Raw genomic sequence first — 20,757 nt, forward strand, 5'->3', positions numbered from 1 at the left:
TACTGCGTGCGACCCTACTGCGCTGTGACGATCAGCGTGAGACCGACTTGGCGGGTCAGTCCCGCAGCGGTTGCGGTGACCGTCAGGTTATAGGTGCCGGCTGGCGTCGGCGTTCCTGACGTGGAACCGCCAGAGCCGGTGGTGTCGGTGCCTTCGGGGATGTGCCGGCCCGAGCCGCAGCCCTGCAGCGCGACCGTGCCGATCGCGAGTACGGCAAGCAGTAGCGTGGCGATGCGGCGACGCGAGGCGGCGAAGGGAAGCAGAAGCACAGGCAGCAGGAACGCCAGCGCGGAGGTGCGTCGCGCATCGCGCGTTTGGTTTGACTCGTTTCTTCGCCCGTTCCGCGCGACGGTGCGCACGGCTGCGGTGGTGCCGGTGACCACCGTGACCGAGACGGTGCTGGTGGCGGACAGGTCCGCATAGGTGGAGACCACGTTGCACTTGCTGTTGGCCGGCGCACCGGTGCAGGTGAAGGTGACGGGTTGCGTACCGGCGGCGGCGGGAGTGAGCAGCAGCGGGTACACGGCGCTCTTGCCCGTGGCGACCGTCACGCTGGTTGCGCCGCTGGCGGTCAGCGTGAAGTTGATGCCCGTGCCGCTGAGAGCAATGCTCTGCGTCCCCGCGCTGCCGGTGACGGTGATACTGCCGGAGCGCGGGCCGGCCGCCTGCGGCGCGAAGGCAACGGGGAGAGTGCAACTGCCGCCGACAACGACCGTGGTCGTGGACGTGCAGGCACCCGCGGCGGCGGTCAGGCCGAAGTCGCCGCGGATGGTGATGCCGGTGATGGTCAGCGGAACTCCGCCGTTGTTGGTGATGGTGGCGATCTGGGGAGCGGTGGCGTTGCCCACGCCAGTTTGCGGAAAGGTGAGTGTGCCAGGTGCGAGCGAGACGCCTGGACCCGCGATGGCGCTGCCGGTGAGCGTGACGACCTGGTTGCGTTGCACGTCGGAGACGACCAGCGTGCCGGTTTGCGAGCCGACCGACCGTGGCGCAAACGTGACCGCGATGCTGCAGGTGCTGTGCGCTGCGAGTGAGGTGCCGCAGGAGTTCACGGCGGTGAAGTCGCCGCTGGTTACGTTAGCGCTAACGAGGGTGAGGGCGGCGTCGCCGTTGTTGGTGAGCGTGACGCTTTGCGCGGCGCTCGCCGTACCGACCGTGGTGCCGGTGAAGCTCAGGGTGAGCTGAGACAGCGTATCGGTAGCGGGCAGGGTACCGGTGCCGGAAAGCGTAGCGGTCTGCGGCCCCGCATCGGTCGCGATGGTGAATGTGCCGGAGCGCGCGCCGGAGGTCGACGGCGTGAAGGCAATGGAGACGGTGCAGCCGGTCTGCGTGGCGAGCGATGTGCCGCAGGTGTTGCCGCGGATGAGGAAGTCGCCGGTGACCGTGGCCGCGCCGATGCCGCCGCTGTTGGAACCCGTGTTGCTGACCGTGATGTTCCGCACGGCGGAAGTGGTGTTGACGGCGACGGAACCAAAGGTGAGCGTCGTGGGGGTGAGCACGACGGAGAAGCTGGCCTGACCGTTGCCCTGCAAGGCGACGGTTGCGGCGGTGCCGACCGCGCCGTTGCTGTTGCTGGCCACGACCAGCGTGCCGGAGCGCGCGCCGGACTGCGTGGGCGAGAACGTGACGCTGACCGTGCAGTTGCTGCCGGACGCCACGGTGGTGTTGCTGCAGGTGTCGGTCTCAGCGAAGTCGCCGCTCACGGTGACGGCGCCAATCTGAAGTGGGCCGTTGCCCGTGTTGTTGACGGTGACGGTGCGGACGGGGCTGAGGCCGTTCACCGGCGTGGTCGGGAAGGTGATGGTGGTCGGCGAAAGTGTTGCAACACCGGCGATGCCGACGCCGGTCACCGGAACGCTGTGGGTGCCGTTGTTGTCGACCAGCTGCAGCGTTCCGGTGCGCTGGCCGCTTGCAGTCGGGGTGAAGGTGACGCCAAAGGTGCAAGTGGCCGAGGGGGCGAGCGAAGCCGTGCAGGTGTTCGCGGTGATGCTGTAGTCGCCGGAGACCGTGGGTGTTTGCAGGCTGGCCGCGAGGCTGCCGTTGTTGGTCACGGTGACCGTTTGCGCCGCGCTGGTGGAGTGGACGGCCGTGTTGGAGAACGTGATTGCCGTGGGCTGCACGGTAACGGAAGCCTGACCACTACCCGTACCGGAAAGGCTGGCAACAAGGTAGCCGCCGAGCACGTTGCCGTACAGGGTTAGAGATCCGGGATCGGAGCCTGCTGCGACGGGCGCAAAGCTCACCCGCACGGTGCAGGTTGCGCCGCGGGCAAGTGTGTTGCCCACGCAGGTGTCCGTGGAAACGTAGCCGGTGCTGGCGGTGATGCGGGTAAAGGTGAGCGGCGGGTTGCTAGTGTTGGTAACGGTGATGGTCTGTGCGGCGCTGGTATAGCCGACGTTTTGCGCGCCGAAGCTGAGTGAGCTCGGGGACAGCGAAGCCGTCGGCAGAGCGGTCTGTCCGGCGGTGAGCAGGGGGATCTGCCAGATGCCGCGGCCATAGGTGCCTACGCGCAAGACGCCGTTGGAGGAACTGCCGGGAACGGCGAAGTTGACTGACGCGGTGAGCTGCACGGCAGGCGCAAGTGGAAGGCCCGTGCCGTAGGGACTCCAGCACTGCGAGTTCGTGTTGGTGCAGGAGGTGATGTCCGTGGCGACGTAGACGCCGGTGTCGGTCGCGACATAGACGACGCCGGAGTTGTTGGGGTCGGCCAGAACGGCGTTGGCGGGTGCGTTGGGCAGGTTTGCGGTGACGCTGGTCCAACTGGTGGCGCCATCCGTGGAGCGATACACAGCGGGCGAGTTGAAGCCGCTGACGGTGGCGTAGACGGTCTTGCCGGTGCTGTCATTCGGATCGACGGAGATGGACGAGACGTCGAAGCCGTAGGGATTGAAAATGCCGCTGTGGGTGCTGTCGTTGGTGACGGTGCCATTCGTCACGTCGGTCCACACGGTGCTGCCGGTGGCGAGGTTCGCCTGCAGCGTGCGATACAGGTGGCCGCCCGAGCCGTTGCCGCCGCCATCCGCAGTGCCTGCCATGCCAGCGTAGAGCACGGGCGAGCCGCTGGTTTGCGCGGAGCCGGTGAGCACTTGTGTGCCGCCCGCCGCCAGGGAGCGGATGAGGCCGTTGGCGCCGGTGCAGGCGCCGCCGGCTGGACCGCTAAGCGGAGCGCTGATGGCGTCTGTGCTGCCGGAAAAGTTGCTGCCGCCGGTAGCTGGGCCACGGTACACGCGGCAGGTGCCGATGAGGACGTTGCTGTTCAGGGCGGGGTCGAGGATCGCGGGAGCGTCCTCGAGCTCGGCATCGCCGTTGATCTGAGATGGGCCGATCGACGGGATTCCGGCGAAGTCCGCGGAGTTGCAGGCTGCACCGTTCTGGCAGAGCTTCAGCGATGTGCCGAAGCCGCTTTGCACGAGCCAGTTCCGCGGGTCGGCCTGGTCGATCTGGACGGCGGCGCTTTCGCCGGTTCCCATCTGAGCCCATGTCGACTGAAAGCTGGCGGAAGCGGACGAGGTGGTGGAGGCGGCGGAACCGAGCGCGCCGAGCGCCACCAGGGCGATGCCGCCGTCGGTGGGATGCGTGCTGAGGCCGTTGACTTCCGCGAGCGAGCCAAGCGCCGGGTTGAGGTTGTTGAAGTGGGTCGCGTCGTCGGCGGAGCAGGGCGTGCTCTGCTGGTTCACGCCGTCGGGGGAGCGCCACAGGCCGCCATCATTGCCGAAGTAGAGCAGCGGAGCGGCGGCGTTGCTGCTGAGAATCTGGAAGGCGATGGCGTGTTGCGCGGGTGCAACCTGCGCCGGGGCGGCACAACCGTTGGTGGCGTTGGTGGTGTTGCGCAGGGCGCAGCCGTTGGGGTCGCTCAGCTTGCAGCGGTACAGGTCACCAACGCCGGCGAAGAGCAGCGTGTCATTCGCGCTGAGGGCGGTGGCCGCGGGAACGGCCGCGAGTGCCAGGTTGTAGTCGGCCTGGGCAATCGTGCCGGTGGTGCCGTTTTCAAGCGGTGTGCTGCTGAGTTGGTGCGACCACTGCACGGTGGCGCTCGAACAGTTCGAGCCCGCGAGGTTGCAGGTGTCCTGGAAGAGGCCGGTATCGGTATTGCCGCTGCCGACGGTCAGCGCGAACAGGTCGCCGGAGACGGGCTGGGCCGCGAGCGCTCCGCGAAAGATGGGGCAGGTAGTGAGGCCGGTGTTGCCGGTGCGGGTGGGGCAAGCGGTCGTGGTCAGGCCGCTGCCGGGCTGGGCGGCAAGGCGCGTCCAGGTGCGGCCGTCCGAGGACTCGTAGTAGCCGTGGAAGCGCACGGCAGCGTAGAAGCGCTGCCGGATGGGATTCCAGATTACAGCGGTAGCGGCGTTGCCCTCGAAGTTGCTGAAGTTGCTGGACGCGCTTTGCACGATCTGCGCGCCGTCCTGGATGGTTGCCAGTTGCCAGGTGGCGCCGGAGTCGGTGGAGTAGTAGAGGCCGCGCACGCTGGCACCGGCAGAACTCGCGGCGACCTGGGTGCCTTCGGCGCTGGAGGACACGGCGGCGACGACAAGGCCCGTGCTGCTGGTGCTCCAGGCAAAGCCGCTGAAACCTTCGCCGGTGAAGGAGTGGAAGCCAGCCACGCCGTCGTTCGAGGTCTGGATGAGCGTCCAGGTGACGCCGCTGTCGGTGGAGCGCAGAAGGCCGGTGCCGTAGTAGCTGTCGGTCGCGTCGTTTGGATCGCCGGTGCCGGCGAGGATCACGCCGGTGCCGCCGGGCTGCACGGAGACTGCTCCAATGGAGATGCTGCCGGTAGCGCTGGAGCCCGCGTTGGCGCTGAAGGCCTGCAAGCTGTCCATGAGCGGTGTGAAGCTGACGGAGGAGACGGAACTGGCTGCTGCAGTGGTGCTCTTCCAGACGCCCCCGCCGGTGGTGCCAAGGTAAACCGTATTGCCGGAGGAGTCGGATGGGTCGACTGCGATAGAGGAAACGCGGCCGGTAACCGGGCCGTATGCCGAGGTCTGCACCTGCATGGGACCCACGGACTGCCACGGCGTGTTGAGCGGCGTGGTCGTGGGGGCATTGCCCGTGGCCTGCGCCGCGGCAACGTCACGTACAGCGGCAAGGCGGGTGTGCTCTTGCCGGGCTTGATGCAGCAGATCGGCGGGGTGTTCTTGGAGGGCGGCGGATCGGCGCGCGGCGGCGAATCGCTCTGCGTTGGCGCGGGCTGCTGCGGGTGCGGTGGGCTGCGGAGAGCTTTGCTGTGGCCGGGCGGCGACTGCTACGAGCGAAAGGCTGGCCACGCACATGCCGGCAAGGCGGCGCGTGGAGAGCCAGGAGGGGAGGCGGACGGAATCGATTCGAGAGGGCACAGGCAGCACAGGAGGCCGTTGCACACGGCATTCCGCAATACAGGCTGTCTGGTGAGAAAAGACTTAGAGAACAGGTGCGACACTCGCGGCCGCTTAGGCGGTAGTGTCTTCGATTCGGACGCGGATGTCACGCGAGAGGGAGCGTGTCGTTGAAGCTTTATCCAAAGCGGTGCGGCGTTCAGCCTCCGTATTGGCCCTTGGCGCGCTGGGTGCGTGGGCGCTGGATGGGCGCGGGTGCGGCCGCGGCCGAGTCACCAAGCCGCGGGTTCTGCGCGATGTATGCCTTGCTGTTGAACTTCCTGCCGGTGCTGGCACCGCTCATGTAACGGATCTTGCCAAAGATGGGCCGCTCGCCCCAGGGCCGGTCAAACTTGCCGTAAATGGCCCAGGCGATGCCGGCGTAGCCGCCGGGATCGCGGCCATCAATGAAGTACTTGTCGTTCAGGTAGATCAGCGTCTTCATCGCTTCGGCGTTGCTGGGCGACCACTCGAGCACTTTCTTGGCCCAGTACATGCGCATGAAGTTGTGCATCCAGCCGCGGCGCACCATCTGCCGCTGGGCGGCGTTCCACAATTCGTCGTAGGTCTCGGCGTTCTCCAGTTCCTTTGCGGTGTAAAGCTGATCGCGCTTGTCGTGCGCGTGCTTCTCGACCGTCTTGCGCGCCCAGTCTTCGGCGGTTTCGGGGTTGTCGTAGTTGGCGTCCCACTTGACCCAGGCGACGCACAGTTCGCGCCAGGTGACCATCTCGTCGAGGAAGCTGTCGGCGCTTTCGCGCAGGTGCGGGTTCTTCGCCGCGGCGTTTTCGATGGCCAGATAAATGCGCAGCGGGCTGATGTGACCGAAGTGCAGGTAGGGGCTGAGGACGCTGGTGCCGTCCACGTCCGGGTGGTTGCGCAGGTGAGCGTACTGCGGCAGCATGTGCGCGACAAAATGATCGAGGCGCGCCTGTGCCGCGTGCGCACCGCCGGTGAGCTCGTCGACCTTGCCGACGCTGCGGTCCAGGTCTTTCCAGCCCTTGGTCATGTCCTCGTGCGGGTCGTCGGCGTGGAAGTTCGCGGGTTTGTGCCAGGCGTGTTTGGCGCTGGGCTTGGTGGACTCTTCCAGGTACTCCGGGAGCATCTTCCAGAGCCTGCCGCGAACGGTGTACGCGGCGTAGGGCGCCTTCTCGTGGCGCTTCGTGGGCACGATCACGTCCGCATCGACGGTCCAGTAGGGGCCGTCGAACTTCTGCTGCACCTCCTGCCTCCACTGTTCGGGAACGCGCATGGGGTTCTCGTCGCCGATGACGATGGCGGCGTTGACATCGCGGAAGAACTGCAGCCGGTCTTCATGCGGAGCGTTGCGCAGGACGAAGCTAACGTTGCGCTTGTGCAGATCTTCCTCCACGTCGCGCAGGCCTTCGTTCAGGAAGACGTAACCGCGCAGGACGCCGTGGGGAAAGTTGGCAACGCCGCTGAAGAAAGCGACGACCGGCAGGCCGAGTTCGTTGGCGACTTCGATTGCGACGTCCAGGGCGAGGTTGTCGACGCCGCGTTCCGCGCGTTGCATCCAGTAGACGACGACCTTGCCGTCGGGCTTGGGCGGGCCATCGCGGCGAACGGTCACGCGATCGTTGCTGGCGATGCAGCGCAGGGCTTCGGGCAGATCGGGTGAGAGCGCGGCGTATGCGGCAGCTTCGCGGCGTTCGCGCTCGGTGCCCTCGCTGTTCTTGCTGCGTTTGGCTTTGGCGGTTTGGCCTGACCCGGGCTTGGCCTGGGCGCGCACGCTCGCCGCAGCCCGGATCGCTTTTTCGCGCGCCGGATGCGGAATGCCCGTGGGATCAGGCTCGCTCATGCCGGGCGCGGCGGGATCATGCGCGGGCTCACCGGGCGGCACGGCATCCGTCTTCTGGTGAGGCTGTTTCGGAGCGATCAATGCTTTCGGTTGGGTCTGGCGTGTCTTCGCTTTTGCTTCGCGAGAAGTTTTCGTGCCGGCCATGCTGTGTGGGATGCGGGGCGAACCGGGGCATCGCTTACCGCGAAAAAAGTAGTTCGATGAGAAAAGAATTCGATTCCGTTTCTTTTACCCGTCAGTCCAATGGAGCACCATGCCAGATCAGGCCGTTGTCTCATGCTGAAGCTCACAGTAGCCGCCCTGCTGTGTCTTCCGGTTCCTTCCGGGCTTATGGCCGTTGACCAGGGCGCCGCGGCAGTGGCCACGCTGACCGTGACCGGGTCGGTGACTGACCCCTCCGGGGCCAAGCTGCGCGGAGCAAGAATCCACATCGAGCGTGGCGCGGTGAAGGCAGACGCGGAGACCGATGACGCCGGCCGCTTCTCGCTGGATGTGCCGGCTGGCGTGTACCGCCTGGCGATTACGGCCGACGGCTTTGAGCCGTATGTGCGGGAAAGCTTCAACGTGCGTGCGCGCATGGCTCCGCTTACGGTGGCGCTGCCTGTGGCGACCCTGAGCGAAGTGCTGACGGTGGAGGCCAACCAGGCCGATACAAGCGCGGGGAGCAATGGAAGTGCGCTGGTCTTCAAAGGCAAGCAATTGGATACCTTGTCAAACGACGACGCGACCTTTCAGCAGCAGGTGCAGGCCCTGGCCGGCGGTGACGGACAGCACGCGCCGCAGGTGTATGTGGATGGGTTTTCCGGCGGCAGGTTTCCACCGAAGAGCGCGATCCGCGAGATCCGCATCAACCAGAACCCGTTTTCTGCGCAGTACGACGAGCTTGGGTTTGGGCGCATCGAGATCTTCACCAAGCCCGGCAGTGACAAGCTGCATGGATACGTGCAGGTGCAGGGCAACGATCGCAGCTTCAACGCGCTGAACCCGTTCACGGGCGCACAGCCGCCGTATCACATGCTGTTTGTCGATGGGAATGTGAGCGGGCCGATCGGCAAGAAGACGTCGTTCTTCGCGTCTGCCAACTACGGCGACCAGGAGAACAACGCGGTAGTGAACGCGGTGGTACTGGATTCTAACTTTGCGACGACCCAGCTTTCGCAGGCGGTACCCAATCCTTCGGTGCGGCACGACTACAGCGTTCGGCTGGACCGGCAGATGTCGACCAACAACACCCTGACCGCGCGCTACGACTACAACAGCAACAACCAGACGAATGCGGGTGTGGGATTGCTGGTCTTGCAGAGCGAGGGCTACAACAGCACAATCGCGACGCAGACCTTGCAGATCGGCAACACGCAGATTATCGGTGCGCACCGGGTGAATGAGACGCGCTTCCAGTACATCCGCACACGCACGTCACAAATTGCGGTGGACAGCTCGCCGACGATCGTGGTGCAGGGTTCGTTCAACGGTGGTGGAGCGCCGTCGCAGAGCCTGCGCGACAATCAGGACCGGTATGAGTTCCAGGACTACTTCTCGCTGGAACGCGGCAAGCACTTCTTGCGAATGGGCGGGCGCTATCGATTGTTGCGCGACAGCAATGTGTCGAACGCAAACTTCAACGGGCAATATATCTTTCCGGATCTGGCCACCTACCAGATCACCCAGCGCGGCCTCGCGGCAGGGCTGACGCCTGCGCAGATTCGTGCACAGGGCGGTGGAGCAACGCAGTTCAGCCTGACGGCGGGAACGCCGGGCGCTGCCTTGCTGAGTGGCGACCTGGGCCTGTATGCGGATGATGAGTGGAAGGTGACAAAAAGCGTGACGCTGAATCTGGGCCTGAGGTATGAAAGCCAGTTCGGCGTTCCGGATCACAGCGATCCGGCACCGCGTGTGGGGTTCGCGTGGGCGGTGCACCAGGGCGACAAGCATCCGGCGTGGTTCACGGTGCGGGGTGGCACAGGCGTGTTCTATTCAAGGCTGGATGGTCCGACGCTGCTGAACACCGTCAGGCAGAACGGCATCCTGCAGCAGTCGTATTACTTGCAGCAGCCGGATACCTATCCGAATATCCCGCCGGTGTCATCGCTAAGCGGTGTGCCTTCGACGACGTATAGCCTGCAGCCGCGGCTCCGCAATCAGTACGACTTCACATCGAGTATTGGCGTGGAGCGCGGCCTGGGCAAGAAGGGCAACATCTCCGCGACCTACCTTCATTTTCAGTCCGTGCACCAGTACGTTTCGGTGAACGTGAACGCACCGCTGCCTGGTACCTACAACCCTGCTGTGCCCAACAGCGGGACTCGACCGTTTGGCGATACGGCGAATCGGTATGAGTACACGGGTGAGGGGTCGGGAACGAGCGATGTGTTCTTCGTCAACCCGAACTACTCGCCGGTGAAGCAGGTAAACCTGTGGGGTTTCTATGTGAACCAGCACTCCCACAGCAACTCGAACGGTGCCAGCACCTTCGCGTCGAACTCCTACAACCTGGCGCAGGACTTTGGAAGGACGAACTTCAATCGCACCAACCGGTTGTTCCTGGGAGCGAACCTCAACTTGCCGTACGGCTTTGGCCTGAGCCCGTTTCTGATTGCCACGGCGGGTATGCCGTTCAACATCACGACGGGCAGCGACAACAACGGCGATTCGATCTATAACGATCGCCCAGCGTTTGCGACGGACCTGACGCGCGCTTCTGTGGTGCGTACGCGATTCGGCAACTTCGACACGTCACCCATCGCGGGGCAGCGCATTATCCCGGTCAACTATGGCACCGGGCCGGCGTTCGCATCGCTGCAGTTGGATCTGGAGAAGAATTTCAAGTTCGGACCGCGGCGCGCACCCGAGGGAGTACCGCCGCCGGACCCGAATGCGAAGCCGGGCACGCCGGCGCCGAAGCCGGATCCGGCGTACCAGCTGAGCTTTTCCGTGGAGGCGCAGAACGTGACCAACCACACCAACGGTGCTACGCCGGTGGGCGTGCTGACGTCGCCGTTCTTTGGGCAGTCGTTGACGTTGAACGGCAACTTCTTCAACAACTCCGCCGCGAACCGGACGGTGCTGCTGCAGACGGCGTTTCGGTTTTAGCGGCCGGGTACTTAAGGCTTGACGGCGATGGCGGAGATCTCGATCTTCGCGTTGCCGATGAGGCCGGCGACCTGCACGGTGGCGCGCGCGGGGCGGGGGAACGGCATGAGCTTCTTGTAGATCTCGTTCATGGCGGGCACGTCCTTCAGGTCTGCGACGAAGACGGTTACGGTGACCAGGTCGGTCATCTTGTAGCCGGCGCCGGTGACAATCTTCTCAATGGCGTGAATGGCGTTGGTCGTCTGCGTTTCGATGGAGACGCCTTCCAGCTTGCCGTTTTCCGGGCCTTCCTGGCCGGCGATGTAGATCGTGTTGCCCGCGATCACGGCCTGCGAGAAGGGCATCTCCGGCTTGGCGTCGATGTGGCGGTTCTCTTGAGCCAGGAGCGGCGCTGCGGCCAGCAGGGCAACGGGAACGGCAGCACGGCACAGGTGCTTGAACATGGAGAAGACCTCTCTGGGAGTGCAAGTCTGCGTGCCGTTGCGCGGGTGCGACAGATGCCCGGCACGTGAGTGAAGCATACCGAAGGTCCCCCGAGTGTCTGTAGGGCGGAAGTCGGAGATTGCTGCAGCAGACCGGCGCTGATCGCTATGCTGGAAGCATGGCTGAGTTTACTTTGCGCCGATGTGTCTCCGGTGACGAACCGATGTTGTCGCTGGTGGGAGGTGCGAGCTTTCTGGAAGCATTCGCGGATGTGCTGGATGGGCCGGATATCCTAGCGCACTTTCACAAGAATCATTCGGTGCAAGCGTACTCGAAGTATCTGGCGCCTGCGGAGAACCGCATCTACGTTGCGGAGGTTGCGCCGGGTGCGGCACCGGTCGGCTACATCGTATGCACTGCGCCTGACTTCCCAATCGAAACGACGGCTGAAGATTACGAGCTACGGCGCATCTACCTGCTGCACCGCTTCCAAGGGTGCGGCATCGGCAAGGCGCTGATGGACCAGGCGATCGCGTCAGGGCGCGAGCTTGGCTACAAGCGGCTGCTGTTGGGGGTGTACGGCAAGAACTATGGCGCGATCCGGTTTTACGAGAAGGCGGGCTTCACGCAGATCGGCGAACGGTTCTTCACCGTGGGTGCGACGACGCACCATGATGCGGTGATGGCGCGGTCGCTCTGAGGCGAGTTAGAAGTCGTAGCTGACGCGCGGTAGGGCGGCGTGCTTCGGGCTCTTTGGATTGACGATGAGTTGGATTGGCTCGCCGGGGGCGAACGGACCATAGCGGACGACAAAGAGGCGGGTGGTGTTGCCGTCCGGCAGCTCGGCCTCAACGTCCCAGGTGGGAACGTTATTGGTATAACCCGCGCTACGCGCGTGGATGACGCGGCCGACGGTTCGGACGCCGACGCGGCGAATCCATAGCTCGCGGATCAAATTGAAGATGATCCAACCCACACTGCTGAACATCACCACAACGAAACAGCTGAACGGGATCGCGATGAGCCACGGGTGAGCGCTTGCACGGGGCAAGCAAAATGCACCTGTCGTAAACATGGCCAACATGCCGATCCCGAAGAGCAGCCAGTTCGTCCGGGGCATCAGGACACCTCCCGCAAACGGATGCGCTGCGAGGGTCTTTGGCAACTTGATTACTCGTCTTTTTTCTTATTGCGCGGACGCACCTTGAACCAGATGGGTGAGCCGATGAACTTCCAGCAGTCGCGGATCAGGTTCTGCAGAAAACGTTCGTAGCTGGAGTGCAGACGCACGTCGCGGCCGGTGAAAAGCAGGGCGCGAGCTTGGCTACAAGCGGCTGCTGCTGGGTGTGTATGGCAAGAACTATGGCGCGATCCGGTTTTGCGAGAAGGCAGGCTTCACGCAGATCGGTGCGCGGTTCTTCACTGTGGTTGCGACGACGCACCACGACGCAGCGATGGCCCGAAGTCTATAGTTCCAGGTGTGTCTTGCCCGGTTAGAAGTCCTGGCTGTAGCGTGGCAGTGCAGCGTGCTTTGGCATGCGGGGATCCACTATCAGTTCCAGCGTTTCACCAGGGGTGAACGCAGCGAATCGATCGATCATCAGGCGAGTTGTGGTTCCGTCTGGCAGAACCGCCTCGACCTCCCAAGAAGGAACATTGTTGGAAAAGCCCGAACTGCGGGCGTGCGATACGCGTCCGATGACCCGAACGCCGACACGACGTATCCAAAACTCACGAATCAGGTTAAAAGTGGCCCAACCTGCCGTGCTGCCGAGCACCAGCAATACGCACATAGCAGGCGGGATCAGGAAGCCCGGATGCCCGTAGACTCGCGGCATACAGGTAAAGCCCGTAATGAGCATTCCGAGAACGCCAATGCCGAGAACAAGCCAGTTGATTCGAGGCATGATTGCACCTGCGCGACAAAGATGCACAGGCCGCGACTTTGGCTGCTGAGCTAGTCTTCTTTTTTCTTATTGCGCGGACGCACCTTGAACCAGATGGGTGAGCCGATGAACTTCCAGCGGTCGCGGATCAGGTTCTGCAGGAAGCGCTCGTAGCTGAAGTGCAGGCGCACGTCTCGGTCGGTGAAGAGTACGAACGTGGGTGGCGCTACCGCGGCCTGCGTCATGTAATAGATGCGCACGCGCTTGGACCACGGCACGCCGGCGCGCTCGAAGTCGATGCCGTCGAGGAATTTGTTCATCTGGCCGGTGGAGATGCGCTTGCGGCGTTCGCGCGCGACCAGTTGCACCTTCTTGAAAACCTCTTCGACGTTGATGCCCTCGCGCGCGCTGATGAACAGCAGCGGAGCGTAATCGAGGTACTTGAGCGCGTCGCGCACCTGCTCGGTGTAGACCTTCTTGTCGGCTGGCTCGGGCACGTTCTCTTCGCCGGCGGCGATGCGCTGCTCGCGCTCGATGGTCACGGCGTCCCACTTGTTCACGACGATCACGACGGAGCGTCCGCTCTCATGCGCGTAGCCGCCGATGTTGGCGTCCAGCCCGGTAACACCCTCGGTAGCGTCGATGACGAGCAGCGCAACGTCGGCTGCTTCCAGGTGCTTGCGCGCCATGATGACCGACAGCTTTTCGGCCATGAGCGTGGTTTTGCCTTTGCGCCGAATGCCAGCGGTGTCGACGAAGCGGAAGCGGTGGCCGTCGCGCTCGACGGTCTCGTCCACTGCGTCGCGCGTGGTGCCCGCGATGGGTGAGACGATGGCGCGGCCGGTACCAGTGAGCGCGTTGAGCAGCGTGGATTTGCCGACGTTGGGGCGGCCGATGATAGCGACGCTGGTCTCGCGGCTGACGTGTTCACCGTGGGAGCGCAGCTTGCGTTCCCGCGGCTGCTCTTCGCCGGTATCGTCTGAGGTTTCGGTGTCGTCTTCCCAAACCTCTTCGAGCTCGGGTGCTTCCTCGGGCTCGGTCGCGGGCATGGCGGCAGAGACGGCGTCGAGCAGGTCGCCCACGCCCAGGCCGTGTTCGGCGCTGATGGGGAAGACTTCTTTGAAGCCGAGGGTGCGGAAGTTCTCGGCCTGCGGCGCGATCTTCTCCGTGTCCATTTTGTTTACGGCGAGGAAGATGGGCTTGCCGGAGCGGATGAGCAGGCGTGAGAGTTCGAGGTCGGGCGCGGCGATCTCGCTGCGGCCGTCGACCACCATGACAATGGCTTCGGCTTCTTCGAGCGCGACCTGGGCCTGGCGAAAGATCTCGCTGGGGATGAGGGCTTCGTCGTCAGGGATGACGCCGCCGGTGTCGACGATGCGGAGGACGCGGCCGTCCCAGTCGACTTCGCCGTAGATGCGGTCGCGGGTGATGCCGGGCTCGTCGCCGACGATGGAGCGGCGCGTGCCAGTGAGGCGGTTGAAGAGCGTGGACTTCCCCACGTTGGGGCGGCCGCAGATGGCGAAGAGCGGCGCAGAGATGCTGTCGCTGGGGCGCTGCGCTTCTTCGATAAGCGGGAGCATGCTGGCGAGCGCGTTCTCGGTTTCGGGATCGCTGAGGGCGGCGGAGTGGACGCCGCGCCGCGGTGCTTGTTCTTCAGGACGTGTTGCGGCGTGCTTGCGGGCGTCGCTGGATGCCATGCCGCGATCACCACGCGCGGGGCGGTTGGAAGCAGGGCGCATTTCTTTCGGCAGGGCGCCGGGGGCCATCTGCGCGCCAGTGACAGCGCGGCCCTTTTGCCGGTCGGGCGATTGGGTCCGCACCTTGCCCTTGCTGAAGGAGGCGGCCTTCTTCGCGGCTACAGCCTTGCGCCCCTTGGGGGAGGCTCCGCTGAGCGCGCCGGCGGAGGGCTTTGCGCCCTTGGGTGTGGCACCCTTGTGCGGACGCGTTTGTGCCGACCGGTGCTTTTTGCCGAGCCGCTTTTTCTCAGGAGCCATTGCGAAGACCTGCCAGAGTCAAGGGTAGCAGTGTCGGTGTTTCCATTGCCTGGGCAGCGTTGCGAAGTTCACACTGCTTGCAGGTGCGGGAGCGAGCGTGAATCGAAGAAGCTTTCTGGAGAAGTCAGCCGTCGCGGTGATCGCAAGCCAGGCAAGGGCGTTCGGACTTGCTTCGGAGGCGCCAGCCGCGGTGAATGCCGATGCGCCTGTGTTTCAGACGGCGGATGCTCGGTGGCAGGCGGGATACGATCACGCGTTGCGCGTGCTGGCGGGCAATGTGCAACGGCTGCCGAACTACAAGGACGTGGTGCTGATCGAGGGTGCGGTGTACCCCGGCATCTGGCAGGAGTGTGGGCCGCACGAGTCGCTGGTATACCGGAGGTTCCGGCCGGAGGTGGCGCGCGCGAGCCACATGGTGTTCTTTGACAAGCAGCGGAACGACGGCCAGTTGCCGGCGAATCACAAGCGCACCGAGACGGGATTCGGGCAAACCCAGATGGTCGTGCCGATCGCCGCGACGGCGTGGGAGCTGGCTGCGGCGACGCGCGACGAGGAGTTCCTGCATACGGCGTATACGGCGTGCAGTGGATGGGACGGCTGGCTTTCGCAGTACCGCAACACGCGTGCGACGGGGTTGGTCGAGGGCTTTTGCACGTACGACACCGGAATGGACAACAGCCCACGGTGGAAGGGTATTCCGAATCAGTGCCCGGGAAAAGATGCGAAGCGGTTTCCGGAGGGGTACAAGCTGCCGCGGCTGTGTCCGGACCTGTCGGCGACGGTGTACGGCGGGCGGGTAGCGCTGGCGGAGATGGCGCGTGCGCTGGGTCGGCCGTCGGAGGCGCAGCAATGTCAGGACCGTGCGGAAAGGCTGCGTGCGCTGATCCTGAAGCGGCTGTATGTGCCGGAGGATGCGGCGTTCTACGACCTTGATGCGGACGACAAGTTCGTGCGGGTCGATTGCGACATCCTGTCGCGTATGTGCGGTGAGCATGTGGTGGAGCAGAAGCTGTTCGAGACGCTGTGGGCGCGGCAGTTCAGCGATCCGAAGAAGTTCTGGGCGCCGTACCCGTTGCCGTCGGTGGCGCTGGACGATCCGCAGTTTGTGCGGCCCATTCCGCGCAACAGCTGGGGTGGCGCGACCCAGGCACTGACCGCGCTGCGCACGCCACAATGGATGGACCACTACGGCCGGTCGGCCGAGTTTGCTCACCTTGCGAATCAGTGGTGCGAGGCGATCCTGCGCGAGGGCGATTTCCGGCAGCAGATGGACCCGGTCAGCGGCGTCTTCAGCCATGAGGATTCGGGCGGCTACTCGCCGGCAGCGCTGGTGATGGTGGACTTCACGTGGAGGCTGGCGGGCATCGTGGAGACCCCGGGAGAGGTGCAGTGGAACGTTCGGCCCGGGTGTGCGGCCAGCAACGGGGCGAGCTTCCGTATGCGCTCGGATTCAGGAGCGATGCTCGACTTGAGCTACGCCGCCGATGGAGCGACACTGAGGCGGAACGGGCGCGAGATCGCGCGGCTGACCGGGGGCACAGCGCGTGTGATTACTGACCCTAATGGCACACCGACTGCCCTGCTCGGCATTCATGCCGAGGCGCAGGCCGTCACGTTCCAACAGGGCCGGCACAAGCGGCATTACACCCTTCGCGCCAATGAACGCGTGCTGCTGAAGGCGTAGGCTGCGAGCGGCAGCGAACGCCTAAGATGAAGAGAGGGGCCTTCGCCTCTTCTTCGTCATGCCTGCTGCCGCCACCAGTGCCGATGCTTTGCCCACGCTGCGCGAGTTCTTTGCGCCGGGTGGGGTGTTGGCGCAGTCGTCGCTGAGCTATGAGCATCGGCCTGGGCAGTTTGAGATGGCCAAGGCTGTCGAGAAGGCGCTGGAGGAGCGGCGGCACCTGATCGTGGAGGCGGGTACCGGCACGGGCAAGACGCTGGCGTATCTGTTGCCGGCGCTGCGCGTCGCGCGGGAGCAGGGCAAGCGCGTGATTGTCTCCACCGGTACCAAGAACCTGCAGGAGCAGTTGTTCTTCAAAGACATTCCATTTTTGGAGTCGCTGCTTGGGCCGCTGCGCGTGACGTACATGAAGGGGCGCGGCAACTACATCTGCAAGCAGAAGCTGTACGCGTTGCAGGCGGCACCGCTGCTGAGTGAGCCGGCGGAGATCCAGCAGTTCCACATCATTCGCGATTGGGAGAAGGATACGACGACGGGTGATCGCGCGGAGATCGCGGGCTTGCCCGAGCCGTCGGCGCTGTTCAGCAAGCTGGATGCGCGCAGCGAGGCGTGCCTGGGGCAGACGTGCCCGAACTTCGAGCCGTGCTGGATCACGCAGATGCGCAAGCGGGCGCTGGAGAGCGACCTGATCATCGTGAACCATCACCTGTTCTTTGCGGATCTCAACATCAAGCAGCAGGCTGCGGGAGCGCCGGATGCGGGTGTGCTGCCCGAGGCGGCGGCGGTCATCTTCGACGAGGCGCACGAACTGGAGCATGTGGCCAGCGAATACTTCGGCGTGGCGGTGTCGCAGCAGCGATGCGAGGAACTGGCGCGCGACACGGAGCTGCTGCTGAAGGCGAAGAAGGTCTCAATCGACGGTGTGCAGAATGCTACCAACATGCTGCGGGAGCGGTCGCGTCTGTTCTTTGGGACGCTGCCGCAGGCGGCTGGGACGATCGGCAGGCAGCCGTTTCCGGATCGTGCGAGCTTTCTGGAGGAGCATGGCGAGCACTACGCGACGTTTACCGTTGCACTGGAGCGGCTGTTCGACGAATTGGAGCGGCTGAAGGATGTGGAGGAGGCGGCAGGGCTGCGGCGGCGCGCGATGGACCTGCGGCTGAGCACGCGCTTCCTGATGGAATCGGACGATCCGAACACGGTGTTCTGGATCGAGCGGCGCGCCGGCGGCGGCGTGAAGAACGCTTCGCGCACCAGCCTGGGCACGGCGCCGAGTTACCACACGCACCTGCAGGCGACGCCGATCGATGTGTCGGAGATTTTGCAGACGCAGTTGTTCACCAGCTTCAGCACGGTGGTGCTGACCAGCGCGACGCTGACGGTGCAGGGTGGCTTCGACCACATCAGCAAGCGGCTGGGGCTGTTGGGCGCGCGCGAACTCACCGTGCCGTCACACTTTCAGTACGGCAAGCAGGCGCTGTTGTACCTGCCGCCGTACCTACCCGATCCACGCGATTACGCATATAACGACCAGGCGGCGGAGCGCATGCGGCGCGTGTTGGAGCTGTCGCGTGGCCGCGCGTTCTGCCTGTTCACCAGCTATGCGCAGATGCGGCTGATGTATGAGCGCATGCTGGTGGAACTGCCGTTTCCGCTGTTGTTGCAGGGCACCGCGCCGCGCAAGGCGCTGATGGATGAGTTCCGCACCACGCCGAACGCGGTGCTGTTTGGCACGTCGAGTTTCTGGCAAGGCGTGGACGTGCAGGGCGAGCAGTTGAGCTGCGTCATCATTGACCGGCTGCCGTTCGCGGTGCCAAGCGACCCGGTGGTGCAGGCGCGCATGGAGGCGGTGGAGCGCGCAGGCGGTAAGCCGTTTTACGACCTGCAGATCCCGCAGGCGGTGATCACGCTGAAGCAGGGCTTCGGGCGCTTGATTCGTTCCGCTACGGATCGCGGTGTGCTGGTGCTGCTGGACAATCGCGTGCAGCGGCAGAGCTATGGCAAGGTCTTCCTGGACAGCCTGCCGCCCTATCGCATTACGCAGGACATTGAAGAGGTCGAACGATTCTTCATGCGGCCTGATGTGCCAGGTTCTACCCGGTAACGGCGATCTCCGACGCCACGCTTGGCTTCTCAGTCGCGGCTGTGTACATGCCGGCTGCGACGATCAGAATCGCGCCGAGAAGCATCGCGAGCGTGAGCCGTTCTCCCCAGAGGACATACCCGATCACGGCTCCTACGGGGAGCTGGCTGTAGTGGAATTGCGAGACGTACGCCGTGGCAGCGTGGCGCAGGGCGAAGAAGAAGCAGAGGTTGCCGACGACTCCGAAGACCGAAATGGCGACGATCACGCCGGACATCCGCAACGACACGCTCTGCAGGTGACCAGCGGTGCATGCGCCCGCTACCAGGGCGATGGTGATGCCGGAGACGAAGGCCAGGCTGTTGGCCGACTCCGTTTGCGTGAGGCGGCGCGACCACACCATGTTTGCCGAAAAGCAGGCGACACACACCGCGCAGGCAGCGTAGCCGATGGCGTCGGCGTGGTGGACCGCACTCAATGGATTTACCGCAATCACGATGCCGCAGAAGCCAAGTGCGAGGGCAAGGATGCGTTGCCACCCCAGCCTCTCGCGCAGCCACAGGTGGGCAAGCACGGCGGCCACCAGGGGCGATAGGAATACGAGTATGTAGAACATGGTCAGCGATGCGTGCTGCAGTGCAATGAGCACGCCGATGTTGTTGCCCATGTCCAGCAGCGATCGGAGCACCTGCCGCACGGGCTGCCGGGGAAGCAGAGATCGGATCTGGCCGCGCACAGCGGCTGCGAGCATGACGATCAGCGCCGCAGCCAGCCCCACGAGCGCGATGATCTCCAGGCGGGGAAGCGTGGAGGCGCCGGCAAACTTGAGGCTGACATCGCACAGCACCCACAGCGAGTAGCCGAGCAGAGCCAGGCCGGCGGCCTGCAGATGGGAGACGGTTCGCCGCATGGTGTACCTGAAGAATAGCGACTGGACGGGGCGACCTGCGTTTTGTGCCAGCCCGCGTGCAGGCGTTCGCACGGCACACCTTCGCGCGAAATCACTACAATCGTTGCAGGACGCGCTATGCTCAGCCGCAACTTGTACATCCTTGCCGCGACTCTGGGGTTCTTTGCCCTGGTGGCGTATGTCATTGGGTTCAGCGGGATTGCGCATGAGCCGGGGGCACCGCAGGATGCCAGCCTGTGGCACATGATCGGCATCATCCTGCTGTTGCTTGGCCTGGTGGTGACGCTGTTCGGCGTGTTTCAAAGCATGTTTGAGCAGGCGGAGCGCCGGTCGGCGCGGCAGGCAGGACAGGATCGGGCGAAGTCACCGCGGCGGTCTGATGGCGGACCGGTCCGATAAACTGAAAGAGCGATGTACGAAGTGACTGTGGAAGCCGGGTTTTCGTCCGGACATTACCTGCGCGAGTATTACGGCAAGTGCGAGAACCCGCACGGCCACAACTATCGCGTGCTGGTGACGCTGGCCGGCGAAGAGCTGGAGCCAAACGGATTGCTGCTCGACTTCAAAGTGCTGAAAGACGTGCTGAAGCCGGTGGTGAACTACCTGGATCACCAGATGATCAATGACCTGGAGCCGTTCACGACGGTAAATCCTTCTGCAGAAAACCTGGCGCGGTATTTCTTCGACAAGACGAACGAACACCTGCGCGAGGTGACCGGCGGACGTGTCCGGGTAAAGCGCAGCACCATCTTTGAGACGGATACGTCGCAAGCGACGTACTACGTCGACTAAGCAGTAAGTTCATGCGACTGATTGAGCTCTATAAATCCGTGCAGGGCGAAAGCTCGTTCACCGGCGTGCCGTGCATCTTTGTGCGGTTTGCGGGGTGCAACCTGCGCTGCTCGTGGTGCGATTCCACCTACACGTTTCAGGGCGGCAAGCCCTTTACCGAAGATGAGGTAGTGGCGCAGATCGAGGCTCTGCAACCGTGCCCGCTGATCGAGTTCACCGGGGGCGAGCCCATGCTGCACGAGCGCGAGCTGCTGCCGTTGATGCAGCGGCTGCTGCGCGATGAGAGCAGGCGCTACACGCTGATGATGGAGACGAGTGGTGAGCGTCCGCTGGGCGAAGTGCCCACGGAAGTGCATAAGATTGTCGATGTGAAATGCCCGGGCTCCGGGTCGGCGTTCGGGTCGTTTCGCATGAGCAACCTGGACGCTCTGACCTCGCGCGACGAGGTGAAGTTTGTTCTGCGCGATCGTCGCGACTATGAGTTTGCTCGCGACTTCATTCGCGAGCATCTGCAGGGCAAGGTTGCGGAAGGAACGTTGGGCGGCATTCTTCTCTCGCCAGCGTTTCATCAGTCACCATCGCCGTTGCGCACGGCCGACAACATGGAGCTGGACGCGCGCGATCTGGTGAGCTGGATGCTGGAAGATGGCCTGCCCGCGCGACTTTCTCTGCAAATTCACAAGTTCGTATGGGAGCCGCAGAAGAAGGGCGTGTAGGCCTGTTGCTGCCTTTCCGCG

Annotated in this window: 15 protein-coding genes; 7 read left to right on the plus strand and 8 right to left on the minus strand. The window is 64.1% G+C overall.

Translation table 11 applies throughout. The annotated features are described in order from the left end of the window. Positions 1-14: 14 nt before the first annotated feature. Positions 15-5,327 carry a beta strand repeat-containing protein gene (locus OHL12_RS14040; protein WP_263414442.1) on the minus strand — a complete coding sequence of 1,771 codons (5,313 nt, stop codon included), beginning with the start codon at positions 5,325-5,327 and terminating at the stop codon, positions 15-17. A gap of 178 nt (positions 5,328-5,505) precedes the next feature. Beyond that, positions 5,506-7,305: a deoxyribodipyrimidine photo-lyase gene (locus OHL12_RS14045; RefSeq protein WP_263414443.1), complete on the minus strand. Its 1,800-nt coding sequence runs from the start codon at positions 7,303-7,305 to the stop codon at positions 5,506-5,508. Between the two features lie 132 nt (positions 7,306-7,437). Between OHL12_RS14045 and OHL12_RS14050 the strand changes: the two genes are divergently transcribed. After that, the gene (locus tag OHL12_RS14050; RefSeq protein WP_263414444.1) at positions 7,438-10,251 is read left to right on the plus strand and encodes a TonB-dependent receptor; all 2,814 of its coding nucleotides are present in this window, start codon (positions 7,438-7,440) and stop codon (positions 10,249-10,251) included. Positions 10,252-10,262: 11 nt separating this feature from the next. Here OHL12_RS14050 and OHL12_RS14055 read toward each other — a convergent pair whose 3' ends face one another. After that, positions 10,263-10,694, minus strand: a complete 432-nt coding sequence (locus OHL12_RS14055; RefSeq protein WP_263414445.1) for a RidA family protein — start codon at positions 10,692-10,694, stop codon at positions 10,263-10,265. Positions 10,695-10,852: 158 nt separating this feature from the next. Between OHL12_RS14055 and OHL12_RS14060 the strand changes: the two genes are divergently transcribed. After that, positions 10,853-11,374, plus strand: coding sequence for a GNAT family N-acetyltransferase (locus OHL12_RS14060; RefSeq protein ID WP_263414446.1), 522 nt, complete (start codon positions 10,853-10,855; stop codon positions 11,372-11,374). 6 nt (positions 11,375-11,380) lie between these two features. Here OHL12_RS14060 and OHL12_RS14065 read toward each other — a convergent pair whose 3' ends face one another. The 4 genes from OHL12_RS14065 to der all read right to left on the minus strand — a co-directional run bounded on the left by OHL12_RS14065 (position 11,381) and on the right by der (position 14,554). Further along, positions 11,381-11,794, minus strand: a complete 414-nt coding sequence (locus OHL12_RS14065; RefSeq protein ID WP_263414447.1) for a hypothetical protein — start codon at positions 11,792-11,794, stop codon at positions 11,381-11,383. A 50-nt stretch (positions 11,795-11,844) separates the two neighbouring features. Continuing rightward, on the minus strand, positions 11,845-12,066 hold the full coding sequence (locus OHL12_RS17340) for a hypothetical protein (RefSeq protein ID WP_317889839.1): 222 nt from the start codon (positions 12,064-12,066) through the stop codon (positions 11,845-11,847). Between the two features lie 101 nt (positions 12,067-12,167). After that, positions 12,168-12,581, minus strand: coding sequence for a hypothetical protein (locus tag OHL12_RS14075; protein ID WP_263414448.1), 414 nt, complete (start codon positions 12,579-12,581; stop codon positions 12,168-12,170). 50 nt (positions 12,582-12,631) lie between these two features. Then, positions 12,632-14,554 carry a ribosome biogenesis GTPase Der gene (der, locus tag OHL12_RS14080; protein WP_263414449.1) on the minus strand — a complete coding sequence of 641 codons (1,923 nt, stop codon included), beginning with the start codon at positions 14,552-14,554 and terminating at the stop codon, positions 12,632-12,634. Between the two features lie 97 nt (positions 14,555-14,651). Between der and OHL12_RS14085 the strand changes: the two genes are divergently transcribed. Together OHL12_RS14085 and OHL12_RS14090 are read left to right on the plus strand one after the other, a co-directional pair. Further along, positions 14,652-16,238, plus strand: coding sequence for an MGH1-like glycoside hydrolase domain-containing protein (locus OHL12_RS14085; protein ID WP_263414450.1), 1,587 nt, complete (start codon positions 14,652-14,654; stop codon positions 16,236-16,238). A 58-nt stretch (positions 16,239-16,296) separates the two neighbouring features. Further along, positions 16,297-18,339, plus strand: coding sequence for an ATP-dependent DNA helicase (locus tag OHL12_RS14090; RefSeq protein ID WP_263414451.1), 2,043 nt, complete (start codon positions 16,297-16,299; stop codon positions 18,337-18,339). Here OHL12_RS14090 and OHL12_RS14095 read toward each other — a convergent pair. Beyond that, positions 18,329-19,228, minus strand: a complete 900-nt coding sequence (locus OHL12_RS14095) for a DMT family transporter (protein WP_263414452.1) — start codon at positions 19,226-19,228, stop codon at positions 18,329-18,331. The two genes, OHL12_RS14090 and OHL12_RS14095, sit on opposite strands and share 11 nt — an antisense overlap. A gap of 117 nt (positions 19,229-19,345) precedes the next feature. On the opposite strand from OHL12_RS14095, the gene OHL12_RS14100 reads away from it, so the two are divergent. From OHL12_RS14100 to OHL12_RS14110, 3 genes are read left to right on the plus strand one after another with little or no spacing between them, the layout of a single operon-like run. Then, positions 19,346-19,627: a hypothetical protein gene (locus tag OHL12_RS14100; RefSeq protein WP_263414453.1), complete on the plus strand. Its 282-nt coding sequence runs from the start codon at positions 19,346-19,348 to the stop codon at positions 19,625-19,627. A 12-nt stretch (positions 19,628-19,639) separates the two neighbouring features. Then, entirely contained in the window at positions 19,640-20,020 is a 381-nt protein-coding gene (gene queD / locus OHL12_RS14105; protein ID WP_263414454.1) for a 6-carboxytetrahydropterin synthase QueD, read from the plus strand. 11 nt (positions 20,021-20,031) lie between these two features. After that, on the plus strand, positions 20,032-20,736 hold the full coding sequence (locus OHL12_RS14110) for a 7-carboxy-7-deazaguanine synthase QueE (protein ID WP_263414455.1): 705 nt from the start codon (positions 20,032-20,034) through the stop codon (positions 20,734-20,736). Positions 20,737-20,757 lie beyond the last annotated feature (21 nt).

Source organism: Terriglobus aquaticus, assembly GCF_025685415.1.
In the GTDB taxonomy this organism is placed as follows: Bacteria; Acidobacteriota; Terriglobia; order Terriglobales; family Acidobacteriaceae; genus Terriglobus; species Terriglobus aquaticus.